The sequence below is a fragment of the Mesorhizobium sp. CC13 genome (assembly GCF_039907765.1).
GTDB lineage: Bacteria > Pseudomonadota > Alphaproteobacteria > Rhizobiales > Rhizobiaceae > Aminobacter.
The window spans coordinates 46,586-62,583 of the sequence record NZ_JARDJI010000005.1; the positions used below are offsets into that span (position 1 = coordinate 46,586).

A 15,998-nucleotide genomic window follows, 5' to 3' on the forward strand; every position below is an offset into this window, starting at 1 on the left:
ATGGCGCTGGATGCGGCCATTTGAAATGCCGCTGTGCTCGACGGGCCGCAAACTGCTAGAATGACAAGCAGATTTACAACGAGGCTGCTGGCTACCGGAGATCTGGCGGGCAAATTCGGATGTTCATCAGTCTGACTATCGAGAATGTCGACAGGCTGCCGAACGGCGGGCCGATCAGCTTCAGTTCGAACGGCCGAAGTTTCGAAATCGGCCGCGAGCGGCGCGACTGGAACCTGCCCGATCCAAATCTCTTCATCTCGGGCCTGCACTGCCAGGTGCAATATGACGGCGGCAGCTTCTGGCTGCACGACGTTTCACGCAACGGCACCTTCGTCAACGGCACGAGCGAGCGCCTGGCCTCGCCTTACCGCCTGTGCGACGGCGACCGCATCTGGATCGGCCGCTACATCGTTGCCGTGTCGATCGAGGACGACCGCCAGGCCGATGCGGTCGGCGCAGGCGAATGGGCCAGCGCGCCCTACCACGGCGGCGGGGACTTCGGCCCCTCGCCCGCGCCGCAGGCCGTCGACCCGTTCTTCGCACCGCCGGCTGCCCGGCCCGCGCCCCCGGCGAGGGCAACGCCCGCCGCAGAGGCGAGGCAGATATCTCCGGCGCCACAAAGCACTCCTGCCCGGCCGCAGGCCGACGCCACGGAACTGCTCAGGCTGATCGCGGCGGGCGCCGGCGTGGCACCCGAGGTATTCACCCAACGCGACCCGCAGGACGTGGCGGCCGAGATCGGCTCGGTGCTGCGCGCGGTCGTCGACGAGCTTGCCCAGCTGCTCAAGGCGCGTGCCGCGGCGAAGGCGCTGGCCAAGAGCAGCCACCGGACCATGATCGGCGGCGCGGACAACAATCCGCTCAAGTTCATTCCGCGTGCGGACGAGATCCTCGAAATCATGTTCGCGCGGCGGCATGCCGGCTATCTCGACGCGCGGCGCAGCATCGAAGATGCATTCCGCGATCTCAAGTCGCACGAAATCGCCACCTACGCCGCCATGCAGGCGGCGCTGTCTCGGCTGCTCTCTGAGCTGTCGCCCGAGGCCATGGAGCGCAAGGCGCCGCCATCGTTCGTCTCGAAGAAGGGGCGCGCCTGGGATGCCTATGTGGCGACGTGGGAAGCAAAGGAGGACGCTCACGAAAACGGCATGCTGGACGTCTTCCTTGCCTACTTCGCCGAGGCCTACGCCAAATCCGCGGGCCACAAGTAGCGCTCCGACCCCTTCCAGCGTTGCCGGCAGCCGGCGCGCATGCCCGTTGCATCGCCAATTGCTTGCACTACCATGGTTCCGAGCGGCGGGCCGAAGGAGCGAGGATGGCTCACCTCCGGCGCGTGCGGCCTGCGGGAAGTTGCGGCTGCAAGGCATTACCGCCGCACGAGAACGGGGTGATCGGCGATGAGTTCGAAGGACGATCCTTCCGGCTCCGGCGGCAGGACCATCGTTCGCTCCGCGCCGCATCGTGCAGCGCGGAGCCCTGGCGGTGATCGCCCGCCGGCCGCTCCTTCCGATTCGACCATCTTCTACGCAGCCAGTCCGGCGGCGGAGGGTTCGGGCGCGGTGTTTCACGGGCCCGGATTTCAGGACGGCAACCGGCGGCGGGGCAAGCGCTCCGCGGCTGATGCTGAACACTTGCAGCGGCCCTCCTACGACATTTACCATCGCGTCGATTTTCCGGCTTCGAACCCGCTCATCGCTGCAGCGGCACCACTGCTGATGATGCTCGGCCGCTTGCGCCTTGCCGGTCCCGAGGCGGGCGCAGAGGAACTTGGCCGGCACCTGGGCGAGCTCGTCGACACATTCGACCACAGCGCGGCAGAGGCCGATGTCGCCGACGAAGACGCCCGCATCGCCAAATATGTGCTCTGCGAGACCGCCGACGACATTGCGGGCAACCTGCCGGGCATCGGCAGGGACGCCTGGCAACCGCACAGCCTGTTGCGGCGGTTCTACCAGCTCGAAGCGCCCGGCAACGGCTTCCTCGACGCCCTCAACTCGGTGCTCGGGGCGCCGGAGGAGCGATGCGACCTGCTCGAACTGATGCATGCCTGCCTGTCGCTGGGCTTCGAGGGGCCTTATCGAGGCACGGCGCGGGGCGGGCAGAGCCTCGAGCCGGTTCGGCAGGACGTGTTCAACGCGCTCCGCTATTTCCGGCCGCGCGACGGCATCGACCTGTCGCCGCGATGGCAAGGCCAGTCGACGGCGACGGCAAGGCGTTCGCGGCGGCTGCCTCTATGGGCGATCGCCGCGGCTGCCATCGCTGCCGTCACCGGCGCATTCTTCTGGATGCGGGCGGAAGTCACCGACGAAGGCGAGGCCCTCGCCGGCCGGCTGCTTGCGCTCGCGCCCGCCGCTCAGGTAACCATCGAGCGGGCAATGCCAGCACCTCCGGCGGAGGAAGAGCCGGCGCCACCCGTGACCTCGCAGATCGAGCGCATCCGCGGCACGCTCGCCCCCGACATCGAAAGCGGCGCACTGAAGGTCGATCCAAGGGGCGACTTCATCGTCGTGGCCATCGACAACAGGCTGCTGTTCGAACCCGGCGGCGCCGACACGAAGCCGGAATTCGCCCCGGTGGCAGCGCGGATCGGCGCCGCCCTGCAAGCCGAACAGGGACCTGTCCGCATCGTTGGCCATACCGACAATCTGCGGCCGGGGCGGACGAGCCCGTTCAAATCCAACTACGACCTTTCGGTCGCCCGCGCGCAGGCGGTGGCCACGTTGCTTGCGCCGCTCGTCGGCGACCCGTCGCGCATCACCGTCGAGGGCAAGGGCGAGGACGAGCCGATCGCGGACAACGCCTTGCCGGAGGGCCGGGCCAAGAACCGGCGTGTCGACGTCATGATCCGCAGGGAGGCCAGCCAGTGAGCGCGCGCCGCAGCCCGAAAACACGGGCGCCGGCGAACTGGCTGATGCCGGTGATCAGCGCGCTCGCCCTCGCAGGTCTTGCCGCAGCCGTCTGGTACGCGGGTCCGCTGATCGGTTTCGGCGAAGCGCGTCCGCTCGGCTCGACGTGGGTGCGCCTTTCGCTCATCGGCGCGGCCATCGCAATGATTGGCGGCTACCAGTTCTTTCGCCTGTTCAGGGCCCGCGAGGCACAGCATGCGCTGGAAGCGGCGGTTTCGCGTCCGTTCGACGCCGCGGGCGACGCGCGGGCGCTGGAAAGGGGCATGCAGGATGCCATCGCCAAGCTGAGGCGGGCCAGCGGCAGGCGCAACTTCCTCTACGAGGTGCCGTGGTATCTCGTCATCGGTCCCCCGGCCGTGGGCAAGACGACGGCGCTGGTCAATTCCGGACTGAATTTTCCCCTGGCGGTGTCCGGCACGGCCCAGCCAGTGCCCGGCGTCGGCGGCACGCGCAACTGCGACTGGTGGTTCACCGACAACGCCGTGCTGATCGACACCGCCGGGCGCTACGCAACGCAGGATTCCGATCCGGAGCGCGATCGCGGCGACTGGCTGGCCTTCCTGTCGCTGCTCAAGCAGCACCGCGCCGTGCAGCCGATCAACGGCGTGGTCGTCGCCATCAGCCTTTCGGACCTGATGCTCGCCGGTGGCCAGGAAGCGGAGGCCCGCGCGATCGAGATCAGAAACCGGCTGCAGGAAATAGGCGACACGCTGAAGATCAGCTTTCCGGTCTATGTGATGTTCACCAAGGCAGACCTGATCGCCGGGTTCATGGACTATTTCGGCGATTTCGACGAACAACGCAGGCGAGCGGTATGGGGAGCGACCTTCCAGAGCCCCGACCGCACGAAAAACCCGCCCGGCGACGTGCCGGGCGAGTTCCGGGCGCTCGTCCAGCGCCTTGGGGAAGAGTTGCCGGATCGGCTGCAGGACGAGGCCGATCCGGTCTCGCGGATCGCGATCTTCGGTTTTCCGGCGCAGTTCGCCTCGCTCGAACGGCACTGCACCGAATTCATTGCGACGGTCTTTGCAGCCCGGCAGCAGGCCGGCGCCATCCTGCGTGGCTTCTATTTTTCCTCGGGCACCCAGGAGGGCACGCCGATCGACCGCGTGCTGGGGGCGATGGAAAGAGGTCTCGCCGGCGCGCCGCGGCCGCAGCTGTCAGGAACCGGCAAGAGCTTCTTCCTGCACGACCTGCTGGCCAAGGTGGTGTTCGGCGAGTCCGGCTGGGTGTCGTTCGACAGTTCGGCCGACAGGCGGGCGCGCCTCGGCCGCTCGCTTGCCATCGGCGGGATCGCGATTGCGGCATTGGCAGCGCTCGGGGTCCTGGGGGCAAGCTTCAAGGCCAATCGCGACCTGATCCAGCGCACCGAGCAGTCGACGGAGCAGCTCAGGGCCACCGCCGATGCCCAGCTCGCGGCCGTAACCGTGGCGGATGCGGACCTGGGCACGGTGATCGACGCGCTGGAGGCCGCCCGCAATCTTCCCGTCGGCTACGAAACCAGCGAGCAGGCCGTACCGGCGCGGGAAACGCTCGGCCTCAGCCAGCGCGCGCGGCTGCAGTCCGCCTCGGTGAGCGCCTACAGGCAGGCGCTGGAGCGCTTGTTCCGGCCCAGGCTGCTTGTCCACCTGGAGAAGATCATCGCCGAGCGGATGAACGATCCCGCCGCGCTCTACGAGCCGCTGAAGACCTACCTGATGCTGGGCGGCAGGGCCCCCCGCAACGATGACGAAGCGGTGGTCGCCTGGCTGACCAGCGACTGGGAGCAGAACCTCTATCCCGGGCCGCAGAACCGCGACGGCCGGATGGCGCTCGAACGGCACCTTCGCGCCATGCTCGTGCTCGACGATGCCTATGGCTCGGCGGTCGCGCTCGACCGGCAGCTGGTGGAGGCAGCCCAGCGCTCGCTCGGCCAAATGACGGTCGCTGAGCGGGCCGCGGCGCTGATCCAGGCTTCGACATCGGCGAAAGCGCCGGAGGACTTTTCGGTCACCGCGCGGAGCGGCCCCGAGGCCTCGCTGGTGTTCGAGACCGTCGACGGCAGCAACTTCTCCAGCCTGCGCGTTCCGGGCATCTACACCTATGCCGGCTTTCACGACGTCTACCTCGATCAACTCGCTGACATCGCCGGGCGGCTTCAGGACGACAGCTGGGTGATTGGCGCGGGCGGCGAGCAGGGTGACATCGAACAGGACCTCTTGCGGCTCGGCCCGGAGCTTCTCGATCGCTACAGCGCCGACTTCGCCAGGGCCTGGAACGACGTCCTCGACCGGCTGAAATTCAAGCCGCTGGCCGCGGACAAGCCCGACTACCTGGCATTGTCGGCGGCGGGCGCTCCCAACTCGCCGCTCGCACAGCTGTTCGAGGCTATCGCCCGGGAGACCGCCCTCACCCGCAACGCGCCTGCCATGGACGCGGCGCGCGCCGACGGCCTGGCCCGCATCGGCATCGAGGTTGCCGGTCAGAAGTCGGCAAACCGCGCCGGCACCGCCACGCAAGCGGGACAGGTGCTGGGCGCCAACATCGAGGCGCAGTTCCGGCTGTTCCAGCTCCTGGTCGACGGCCGACCGGGGCAGCGGCCCATCGATGCCCTGATCCAGAACTTCCGCGCGATCCAGCAGAGCCTTGCGATATCCGCCGCAGCACCTGCCCAGGCCGGCCAGGCGAACGCCAACCTGCGCATGCAGATCTCCAACCTCGGCATCAACGCATCCCGCCTGCCGAAGGCGCTGGCGCGGATGGTCCGTGCTGCCGCCGACGAGTTCGAGGTCGACGTGGCTTCGGCGTCGGTCGCCCAGTTGGACAGCGCGCTCAAGGAAACGGTCAGCGCCGCATGCGACCAGGCGATCGCCAACCGCTTTCCCTTCGCGGCCGGCGCCGCGAACGACGTGCCGATCGCCGACTTCGCCAGGCTTTTCGCCCCGGGCGGCATCATGGACCGGTTCTTCGCGCAGAACCTCGCTTCGCTCGCCGACACATCCGGGACCGAATGGTCGTGGAGGCAGGACAACCCCACCAGCCGCGGGCTATCGGTGGCGAGCCTGAAGCAGTTTCAACGGGCCGCCGCGATCAGGGATGCGTTCTTTCCGCTCGGCGGCTCCATGCCGTCGGTCAACCTCACCTTCATGCCGTTTTCGCTGCACACCGATGCCGACATGGCCCTGCTCGACGTGAACGGCCAGATCGTGCAGAGCTACCAGAGCGGCAGCAGCGCCGGGGTGGTGACCTGGCCGGGCAGCCTACAGGCCGGAACGGCCCATCTCAGCCTGACGCCTGAGCTGCCGGGGCGCGAGTCCGCCCTCAAGTTCGAAGGCCCCTGGGCCCTGAAGCGCCTGCTCGACGCGGCGACCGCGACACCCACAGGCGAGGATCTTGAGCTGCGCTTCGTGATCGGTGGGCGCGACGTCGCCTACCGGCTGCAGACGAACCCGCCCGGCAATCCGTTCGCACTGCCGGCCTTTTCCGAATTCAGCTGTCCGGACGGGCTGTGACTCCTCCGATGGGGGTACCGGCCGGACTGCTGATTTCGATATTCCATTCCCCGCCTCTGTGGCAGAGTGGGTCTGCGCGTGGGAGACCGTACCGTAGAGGGGCGCCCGAAAAGCGCCGACGCAATTGACCGATGTCGCCCTCCTCTTCGAGAGCTTCGGCGTAAGCCACCAGGGCTGCGTCCGCCAGACCAATGAAGACAGCTATCTGATCGAGCCGCGCAGCGGCCTGTGGGTGGTCGCCGACGGAATGGGCGGCCATGACGCGGGCGAGATCGCCTCCGCCTGTATCGTCGACCATCTGGCGACAATCGGCATCGCTTCCTCGGCGCCCGACCTGCGCGCCCGTTTCGAGGACCGGCTGCGGCAGGCGCATGCCGAAATCCGCCAGATCTCTGCCAAGCGCGGCGTCACCATCGGCTCCACGGTGGCTGCCCTGCTGGCCATGGACGGCAAGTTTGCCGGACTGTGGCTCGGCGACAGTCGGCTTTACCTGGTGCGCGACGGGTCGATCGTGCAGGTTTCGCACGACCACACCGAAGTCCAGGAACTGGTGGACCGCGGCGCGATCACACCCGAGGAGGCGCGAAGGTGGCCGCGGCGCAACGTGATCACCCGGGCGATCGGCGTCAGCGACGACATCACGGTGGATTTCCGCCAGGGCGACATCCAACCCGGCGACGTTTTCGTGCTGGGAACGGACGGGCTCACCGCGCATGTGTCGGACGAGGAGATCGCATCGGCGGCGAGTTCCGCCGGGCCGCAGGCAGCCTGCGAAGCGCTGCTGGCGAAGGTTCTGGAGCGCGGCGGAACCGACAATGTGACCATCGTGCTGGTGCGGATGCGGGGCGCAAGTGCTGAGACCAAGCCTTCGGAGGGAGGCCGCTAGGGGCTGGCGGCGGCAGACCGAAACGTCCGGGCCGGCAGCTGAAGGCCGGCTGCTGCGATTCGGATCAGCAAGTGCCGCCATCGCCTTGATGCTGTTGTGGTTTCCAACCAGGGCTGAAGCCGAATTCACGGTCTGCAACCAGACGCTCGACGTGGTCAACCTCGCCGTCGGCCAGGAGGTCGAGGGCGCCTTCCAGACCGATGGGTGGTGGACCATCGGCGCCAACCAGTGCGTCAACGTGATCCGCGAGGAACTGACCAACCGGTTCATCTACGTCTACGCGACCGACGTCTTCGGCAATGCCATCCTCGCCGGCACGACCGACATGTGCGTCGAGCGCCGGCGCTTCACCATCCGCGGCATCGAGGAGTGCTGGCTGCGCGGGCACATCGCGGCGCGGTTCCAGGAAGTCGACACGCAGGCCCAGGTCCGGTGGACCTTCTTCCTCACCGGGGCTTCGCCATGACGCATGGCATCGACTCGAGCTTCCGGATGCGCAAGCAGGATCGGGCGGCCAGGAAACGGCGGGCGCGCTTGCGCCGGGCGCTGGCGGCGGTGGCGGTCCTGGCGCTGGTCGCTGTCGGCGCCGCGTTCTATCTGCTTTCCGGCTATCTGCAGCCGGTCGAGGAATATGAAGGCGACCTGCAGGTTTCCGAGGATGCGGACATCGTTCCCGCCGATGCCCCGGTCTATGTACCTGCCATCGTCGACCTGGCCGGCGATCCGATGTGGATCAACCTCGCACGCGAAGCGGGCAGCGACACGAAGCGGCGCAGGATCGCGAGGCCGGCCGACCTTGGGGACGACGGGATATCGCCCCGGATCGAGTTTCTCTCCGACGCGATGCTGAGCTCGAGCGAGCGCTTCATGACGGCGATTCCCTCGTCGCAGGAGGATTTCGCGTTCTTCCAGGCGCAAAGAGGTTCGCCGGTGCAGCCTGCGCTTCCCGAAGCGGGCATGCCTGAAGACGAGGCCTTGCGGCCCGGCGACGCCGAGGCGGAGGCCGGCCCGGATGCGGACCTGAGCGCGGGCTGGGGCGAGACGATCGACGAGGGCGAAGCCGCCCTGCCCGCCTTCCAGAAGACGGCGGTCGAAAACAACACGAGTGTGGCGGCGGTCGCATCGGAACAGGACCGCTTCGAGGCGACGGAGGATATCTTCGTCAAGGTTCTGTCCGAGCGGAGCCTCGACAGCGTGGTCGCGGAGGCGAAATTCGCCGCCGACGAGGCGACGCTGGCAGGCGCCTCGCTGAAATCGCTGTTCAGAATGGAGAAGCTCGAGCCGGGCTATGTCGTGGCCATGCGCGGCTTCAGGCCCCGGCGCAATGCCGCGCTCGCCCTCATGCAGGTCTCCATCTACGCCAGGAACAAGTTCGTCGGCACGCTGGCGCGCGCCTCGACCGGACAATTCGCCTCCGGCGTCGATCCATGGGTGCGCGACGACCTTTTCAACTATTCGGGCGTCCCCGACACCGGCGGGCGCAAGCGGCAGTACCGGCTGCTCGATGCCATCTATTCGACGGCCGCGCGCAACCAGGTGCCGACCGGCGTGCTGGGCGAGGCCATCATGTATCTCTCGCGCGGCGAGGACCTGAACGCCTTCGCCAGCGAGGACCAGCGCCTCGTGCTGATGTATTCGGACACCGCCCGCGGCAAGGACGGGCTGAGCGGCAGGGTGCTCTATGTCGGCGTGCGCGGCGCGGGCAAGAGCCTGGAGTGCTTCGTCTTCCAGCAGTCCGACGGGCAGTTCGCCTGCGTGAGCCAGAACGACCAGGTTCGCTCGCTGGCGGCCACGAGCGGCCTGTTCACCCCGGTCAAGGGGGTGATGACCTCGACCTTCGGCCCGCGCATGCACCCGATCCTCAAGACCGTCCGCATCCACAAGGGCGTGGACTGGGCAGCACCCGTCGGCACCCCGATCGCGGCCGCCTTCGACGGCCAGGTCGTGTTCCAGGGTGACGGCAAGGGCTACGGCAACCTCGTTCGCATCGCCCATGCCGGCAACCGCGAGACGCGCTATGCCCACATGCAGAGCTTTGCGCCCGGAATTGGCGTCGGTTCATCGGTGAAGGCCGGCGACGTCATCGGCTATGTCGGCACCACGGGCCTGTCGACCGGGCCGCACCTGCATTTCGAGCTCTACCAGGACGCACAGGCCGTCGACCCGCTCGGCAACGTGACCGTCGTGGCCACGGACGACTCGGCCATCGAACTGCTCACCGACCGCATCGTCCGCGTCGAGAGCGGAGGCAGCGCCACCGCCAAGAACCCCCTCTCCTCGGCGACCGGCCTGGGCCAGTTCATCAGCAAGACCTGGCTGCGGATGATGAACACCTATCGGCCCGACCTGGCGAAATCGCTTTCGACCGAAGAACTGCTGGCGCTGCGGTTCGATCCGACGATCTCGCGCGAAATGGTGCGCAACCTGGCACGGGAGGGCGAGGCCTATCTCAAGGCGCGCGGCCACCAGATCACGGCCGGGCGGCTCTATCTGGCGCATTTCCTCGGCATGGAGGGCGCAAGCCAGGTGCTGTCCGCGCCGCAGGAGGCCATGCTGGTCGACCTGCTGGGGGCGAGCGTCATCAAGGCGAACCCGTTCCTGACCGGCAAGAACGCCAGCTACGTCGTGGCATGGGCGGAAAAGAAGATGCGCGGCAGGGCACCGCCGACACAGCCCACCGCGACCAGTCCCCCGGTGCAGGAAATCCGCCAGACCTCGCCGGAGTTCGAGAAGTACAAGGAGGTCATCGCGGCGACCCTGACGTTGGCCGAGAACGCGCTTTGAGCCCGCGGCGCGATCTCGTTGGCAAGGCTCAACCGCCCCGTCACGGCGACGGCATGCAGTTCTTTGCGCAACTTACTGTAATGTTGGTCTTTTCCAAGGATATGCGGCAGGCTATAGAAGATCCATCATGATGCTCTCGCGACTTGTCCTTGCGCTATCGACCCTACTGTTTGCCGTCTCACTCAGCGGCTGCGCCCGCTCGTCCGACGGCACGGTGGTGATCCCGAGGCCATTGGACTCGCGACGCTTCTGGCAGGACGACGAAGCCAGGCGCGCCGCCGCCGAGCGTGCGCAGGCGTCGACCTTCCCGACCGGGCAGGACATCCGTTTCGTCGAGCAGGAAGGTCGTCCGCACGCTGCTCCGTCCCGCCGAACCGCGGCCCCGGCATCCGCGCAGGCGGACAAGCCGCTGTCCTGCCGCAACGTCGCCGGCGCCGGCGGCCGGGTCAGATACGTCTGCGATTGAGCATCTGGCCGGCTGCGGATCGCAGCCGAAAAAGGCCGTTTTTCACCAATTTTCGTCAGCCTGGCGTCAGCATTCCCGCAGTTTTGCGCGAATTCGCCAAAACGTCCGGCTTGTCGGTTGACGGCGAAGCTTTGCGCGTTATAGCCCCATTCCTGACGCGCTACGGAGAGGTCTCGTCTCATGGAAATATTCACGGCTGCGGGCTTTTCGGCCCTTCTGCAGGTCATTGCCATCGACCTGGTTCTGGCAGGTGACAACGCCATCGTCATCGGACTCGCTGCAGCCGGCCTGCCCTCCGACCAGCGCAAGAAGGCCATCCTGGTCGGCATCGGCGCCGCCACCGTGCTGCGCATCATCTTCGCACTGATCACGCAAACATTGCTGGCCATCGGGCCGATGCTGCTGATCGCAGGCGGCCTGCTGCTCTTGTGGGTCTGCTGGAAGATGTGGCGCGAGCTGCGCGTCAGCCACGAAGAGGAAGAAGCCGCGACCGAAGCCCTCTCCGACGTTGACTACGACAAGGACGGAACCGTCGCCAGCAAGGGGCCGCGCAAGACTTTCGCCCAGGCCGCCTGGCAGATCGTCATCGCCGACGTCTCGATGTCGCTCGACAACGTGCTGGCCGTCGCCGGCGCGGCCATGGAGCACCCGACGGTCCTCATCATCGGTCTTGCGCTGTCCATCGCGCTGATGGGCTTCGCCGCCTCCTTCGTGGCCCGCCTGCTGCACAGGTTCCGCTGGATCGCCTATATCGGCCTGCTGATCATCCTCTACGTCGCGGTCAAGATGCTGCTCGACGGCGCCGTGCAGCAGTTCCCCGAGCAGTTCGCCTTCCTGGCGCCCTGGTTCGGGCCGACCGCCGGCGGCCACTGAGGCGACGGGATTTGCGGGCCGGGTCAACCCGGCCCGTTTCGCATGCCGCATCCGCCGGTTTGCTTGAAGCCAGAACTGTGCTATTGCGCCGCCCGAATTGAGCTCGTGCCAGAGCGAACAGATCGATACATCGCAAGATTTCCGGGCCGGACCCCAGGGTAGCCGGCCCGCGTCCATTGGAAGCCGCCTATGACCGCAGCACCCCGCGTCAGTTTTGTCAGCCTCGGATGCCCGAAGGCGCTCGTCGATTCCGAACGCATCCTCACCCAGCTCCGCGCCGAGGGCTACGAGATCGCCCGCAAGCACGACGGCGCCGACCTCGTGGTCGTAAACACTTGCGGTTTCCTGGATTCGGCGCGCGATGAATCGCTCAACGCGATCGGGACTGCGATGAAGGAGAACGGCAAGGTCATCGTCACCGGCTGCATGGGCGCCACGCCCGAACTGATCCGCGAGAAGCACCCGAACGTCTTCGCCATCACCGGCCCGCAGGCCTATGAGAGCGTCATGGCCGCCGTGCACGAGGCTGCGCCCCCGGCGCACGACCCGTTCACCGACCTGGTGCCGCCACAGGGCGTCAAGCTTACCCCGCGCCACTACGCCTATCTCAAGATTTCAGAGGGTTGCAACAACCGCTGCACCTTCTGCATCATCCCGGCCTTGCGCGGCGACCTCGTCTCGCGGCCCGCGGCCGACGTGCTGCGCGAGGCCGAGAAGCTGGCCAATGCCGGCGTCAAGGAACTGCTTGTCATCTCCCAGGACACCAGCGCCTACGGCATCGACATCAAATATGCGACCAGCCCGTGGAAGGACCGCGAGGTCCGCGCAAGATTCCTCGACCTGTCGCAGGAACTCGGCGAACTCGGCATCTGGGTGCGCATGCACTATGTCTACCCCTACCCGCATGTCGCCGATGTCATCCCGCTGATGGCCGACGGCAAGATCCTCCCCTATCTCGACATTCCCTTCCAGCACGCCTCGCCGCAGGTGCTGAAGAACATGCGTCGCCCGGCGCATGGCGAAAAGGCGCTCGAGCGCATCCGCGGCTGGCGCGACGTCTGCCCGGACCTTGCCATCCGTTCGACCTTCATCGTCGGCTTCCCGGGCGAGACCGAGGAAGACTTCGAGATGCTGCTCGACTGGCTCGACGAAGCCAAGATCGACCGCGCCGGCTGCTTCAAGTACGAGCCGGTCCAGGGCGCCCGCTCCAACGACCTCGGCCTCGATCAGGTGCCTGAAGAGGTCAAGGAAGCCCGCTGGCACCGCTTCATGCAGCGCCAGCAGAAGATTTCCGCGGCCCAGTTGCAGAAGAAGGTCGGCAAGCGCCTGCCGGTGATCATCGACGAGGCCAACGGCACCATGGCCAAGGGCCGCACCAAATACGACGCGCCCGAGATCGACGGATCGGTGCACATCCAGTCGCGCCGCCCGCTGCGCGTCGGCGACATCGTCACCGTCAAGGTCGAGCGCGCCGACGCCTACGACCTGCACGGCCAGGCCGTCTGACCTCCAAGAAGGGGCCGCAGCAGCGGCCCTTTTCTTTTCGGCCGTCGGCTGGCAGCCGGCACCGGGATAGTCCGAACGGCGGATGATCTTTCGCGGCCGTGGTTGGAATTGGACATAGGCACTCTGCCGCACAGGCGCCTGCCGTCCATTCCAGCCGGAGGCCTGCGCCATGAAATACGACCATCCCAGCGAGCGTCCGGCCGGCGTGATGAGCGAGCGGCGCGTGACCATCGTCAGTGCAGTGCTGGCCGGGCTCGGCCCGGCCTCGCTGTCGCTCTTCACGCCTGCGATGCCGGAGATCGTGCATGCCTTCGGCACGACCGAGGACGCGGTGAAGATGACGCTCGGGCTCTATTTCGCCGGCTTCGCCGTCACCCAGCTCGTCTGCGGCCCGCTGGCCGACGGCTTCGGCCGCAAGCCGGTGACGCTGGCGTTCCTCGGCATCTACCTCGTCGGCAGCCTCGGCGCGCTGCTGGCGCCCTCCATCGAGGTGCTGATCCTGTCGCGCCTGCTGCAGGGGGCGGGAGCCGCGGTCGGGCTTTCGCTCTCGCGCGCCATCGTGCGCGACCTGTTCGCCCACGAGCAATCCGCACGCATCCTGAACCTCATCACCCTCATCCTTGCGCTGGCCCCGGCCCTGGCGCCGACCATCGGCGGGCTGGTCATGCAGATCGCCGGCTGGCATGCGATCTTCTCCATCATGTTCCTGATGGGTATCGCCGCCCTGCTGACGGTCAGGTTCGCCCTGGCGAAACCGTCGAACGCGATCCGAGCCGGGCACGGCCAGAAGCGGTCATCAGGACCTACGGGAAGCTGCTCGGCAGCGGCTATTTCCTGTTCTCCAGCCTCGTCATCGCCGGCACGCTGGGCGCCTACTACACGCAGGCGACAGTGCTGCCCTTCATCCTGATGGATCGGCTCGGGCTGACGCCGGCGCAGTTCGGCCTGGCGATGCTGTTCCAGTCGGCCAGCTTCATCGCCGGTTCACTGGTGATGCGCAGCCTCATTCCGCGCTACGGCGCCTATCGCATGGTCCCGGTCGGTCTGGCGACCAGCGGCCTCGGCGCACTCGCCATGGCAATCTGCCTGGGCTTGTACGAACCGACCTTCGCCTCGGTCATGGTTCCGATGGCGATGTTCGTCTTCGGCAATTCGTTCGTCATGCCGGCGATGTCGGCGGCGACCGTCGCCGCCTTTCCGGACAATGCCGGCGCAGCCGCGTCGCTGAGCGGCTTCATGCAGATGGGCAGCGGACTTGCGGGCACGGTGCTCGCGGGCCTCCTCGGCGACGCCGTGAGAGGCATGTCGGTCGTGGTACCGCTGATGGGGCTCGGAGCGATACTTGCCTGGCTGGCATGGCGAAAGCTGCCGGAGCCTGAGCTGGCACGAGCGGTCGTCGCCAGGAAGCTGCCACCGCGCTGAGCGTGGCCCATTTGGCACATTGGCGACATCTTATTTTAGCGCGACCTGAACGATTTCAGCCTGCCCCGGCGCTCCATCGTCCAAGCGGACGATGCCTTGGGACCGACGGTCGTGACTGCTGTCGGTCGAAGTAAGCGGAGGAGAAACGCATGCACTTCCAGTGGAATGGTTCCATTACGAGACGTCTGACCATCGGCATGGCCTCGGCGGCAGCGCTGGCCCTTTCGGTCGGAAATGCCCCGGCGCAGGAAACGATGAAGATCGGCGGCATCATGTCGCTCACCGGCGGCGGCGCATCGATCGGCAAGACCGCCGAAGTCGGCTGGAAGCTGGCGATCGAGGACATCAACGCCGCGGGCGGCATCCTCGGCAAGAAGGCCGAGCTGGTGCTCGGCGATACCATGACCGACCCGACGCATGCCGTCAGCGAGGTCCGTCGCCTGATCGAGAACGAGAAGGTCCAGGTCCTCGTCGGCCCGGCCACCAGCCAGGAGACGATCCCGGTCGTGCCGGTCGCGACGGAAAAGAAGATCGCGCAGGTCTCGTCGGCCGCCTCCACCCAGCTCACCCCCGAAGCCGGTCCGTTCCACTTCTCGGGCTCGGTCACCGGGCTGAACCAGATGAAGCCGAACATCGACTTCGCCATCGACGTGCTCAAGCTCAAGAAGCTGGCGCTCATCTCCGACAATGGCGGCATGTCCAAGGCCGCCGTGGTCGAGATCGTCGACTACCTGAAGTCGAAGGGCGTCGAGCCGACCGCCGTGCAGGAATTCGCCTTCCGCACCGAGGACATGACCCCGCAGCTGTTCCAGATGCGCAGTTCGGGCGCCGAGGCGATCCTGCTCATCAACTCGATCGGCGACGATTCGCGCAAGCTGCTCGAAAACCGCGCCGACATCGGCTGGGACGTGCCGGTGCTGGCCAACCAGACCATGACCAACTACGCGGTCGGCAATGCCGCGGTCGTCGGCGAGGAAGCCTTCAAGGACGTCTACAGCGTGCAGTTCGTCGGCATGACCTTTTGCGCCAACGATCCGGTCGGCGCGTCGCCCTTCGCCAAGTTCGTCAAGCGCGCCAGGGAGCAGGTAGCCGACGTCGACCGCATGGGCGGCGCCTCGGCGCTGATCCCCTACTACATCCAGCCGATCGTGCTGGCGGCGGCCATCAACGGCTCGGGCAAGACCGACGGTCCGTCGATCGCAGCCTGGCTGCAGGAGAACGCCTCGAAGGTGGAAATGCTCACTGGCCCCATCCAGGCGAGCGCCAAGAGCCACTTCCTGCCGGCGCCGGAATCGATCAAGGTCGTCAAGAACCCCTACAAGCCGCGCGAGGACGGGCTGGTCGAACGCGCCAACTGCGGCGACTGAAACGCCACCGCGGATCAGACACATCACGGGCCGGGTCGCGAGACCCGGCCCGTTTGCTTTGCAGAGAGGGCGTTTTCCACTGCTGACACCATGTCAAAAATTCCACGCATGTCACTCATCGTTTGACACACCGTCAATTTAATGACATTGTGTCGATGTTAATCATTTCGCATTCGGGAGGAAGCGCGATGACCGGACCGAGCAGCATGCGCATGTCAGTTGGGTCACCGCTTGTCCGGTCGCAGGCGCGACCCAGCTTCCTCCCACCATCCTGAAAGCCGAAGTCCGGGCAGGCCC

The 15,998-nt window shown here is 66.8% G+C and carries 12 protein-coding genes; all 12 read left to right on the forward strand.

Annotation, left to right across the window (positions count from 1 at the left end):
* Window positions 1-119 precede the first annotated feature (119 nt).
* The 12 genes from tagH (at window position 120) to PV773_RS09550 (ending at window position 15,701) form a co-directional block, all read left to right on the forward strand.
* Window positions 120-1,211, forward strand: coding sequence for a type VI secretion system-associated FHA domain protein TagH (gene tagH / locus PV773_RS09495; RefSeq protein ID WP_347966121.1), 1,092 nt, complete (start codon window positions 120-122; stop codon window positions 1,209-1,211).
* A 420-nt stretch (window positions 1,212-1,631) separates the two neighbouring features.
* Window positions 1,632-2,867, forward strand: a complete 1,236-nt coding sequence (gene tssL, locus PV773_RS09500) for a type VI secretion system protein TssL, long form (RefSeq protein ID WP_347966122.1) — start codon at window positions 1,632-1,634, stop codon at window positions 2,865-2,867.
* Window positions 2,864-6,397 (forward strand): type VI secretion system membrane subunit TssM, encoded by a 3,534-nt coding sequence (tssM, locus tag PV773_RS09505; RefSeq protein WP_347966123.1) that lies wholly within the window; start codon window positions 2,864-2,866, stop codon window positions 6,395-6,397. The genes tssL and tssM overlap by 4 nt, the downstream gene beginning before the upstream one ends.
* Before the next feature lie 124 nt (window positions 6,398-6,521).
* Window positions 6,522-7,283 carry a protein phosphatase 2C domain-containing protein gene (locus PV773_RS09510; RefSeq protein ID WP_347966124.1) on the forward strand — a complete coding sequence of 254 codons (762 nt, stop codon included), beginning with the start codon at window positions 6,522-6,524 and terminating at the stop codon, window positions 7,281-7,283.
* 88 nt (window positions 7,284-7,371) lie between these two features.
* Window positions 7,372-7,749, forward strand: coding sequence for a DUF1036 domain-containing protein (locus tag PV773_RS09515; RefSeq protein ID WP_347966125.1), 378 nt, complete (start codon window positions 7,372-7,374; stop codon window positions 7,747-7,749).
* Window positions 7,746-10,067, forward strand: a complete 2,322-nt coding sequence (locus PV773_RS09520; protein ID WP_347966126.1) for a M23 family metallopeptidase — start codon at window positions 7,746-7,748, stop codon at window positions 10,065-10,067. Before PV773_RS09515 ends, PV773_RS09520 begins: the two co-directional genes overlap by 4 nt.
* A 127-nt stretch (window positions 10,068-10,194) precedes the next feature.
* The gene (locus PV773_RS09525; RefSeq protein ID WP_347966127.1) at window positions 10,195-10,533 is read left to right on the forward strand and encodes a hypothetical protein; all 339 of its coding nucleotides are present in this window, start codon (window positions 10,195-10,197) and stop codon (window positions 10,531-10,533) included.
* A 180-nt stretch (window positions 10,534-10,713) separates the two neighbouring features.
* Window positions 10,714-11,406, forward strand: a complete 693-nt coding sequence (locus PV773_RS09530) for a TerC family protein (protein WP_347966128.1) — start codon at window positions 10,714-10,716, stop codon at window positions 11,404-11,406.
* A gap of 189 nt (window positions 11,407-11,595) precedes the next feature.
* On the forward strand, window positions 11,596-12,912 hold the full coding sequence (gene rimO / locus PV773_RS09535; RefSeq protein WP_347966129.1) for a 30S ribosomal protein S12 methylthiotransferase RimO: 1,317 nt from the start codon (window positions 11,596-11,598) through the stop codon (window positions 12,910-12,912).
* 169 nt (window positions 12,913-13,081) lie between these two features.
* Entirely contained in the window at window positions 13,082-13,822 is a 741-nt protein-coding gene (locus PV773_RS09540; RefSeq protein WP_347966130.1) for an MFS transporter, read from the forward strand.
* Complete coding sequence (locus tag PV773_RS09545) at window positions 13,804-14,334, forward strand: MFS transporter (RefSeq protein WP_347966131.1); 531 nt, start codon at window positions 13,804-13,806, stop codon at window positions 14,332-14,334. Before PV773_RS09540 ends, PV773_RS09545 begins: the two co-directional genes overlap by 19 nt.
* Window positions 14,335-14,483: 149 nt before the next feature.
* A complete protein-coding gene (locus PV773_RS09550) occupies window positions 14,484-15,701 on the forward strand; it encodes an ABC transporter substrate-binding protein (protein ID WP_347966132.1) in 1,218 nt (405 codons plus the stop codon).
* Window positions 15,702-15,998 lie beyond the last annotated feature (297 nt).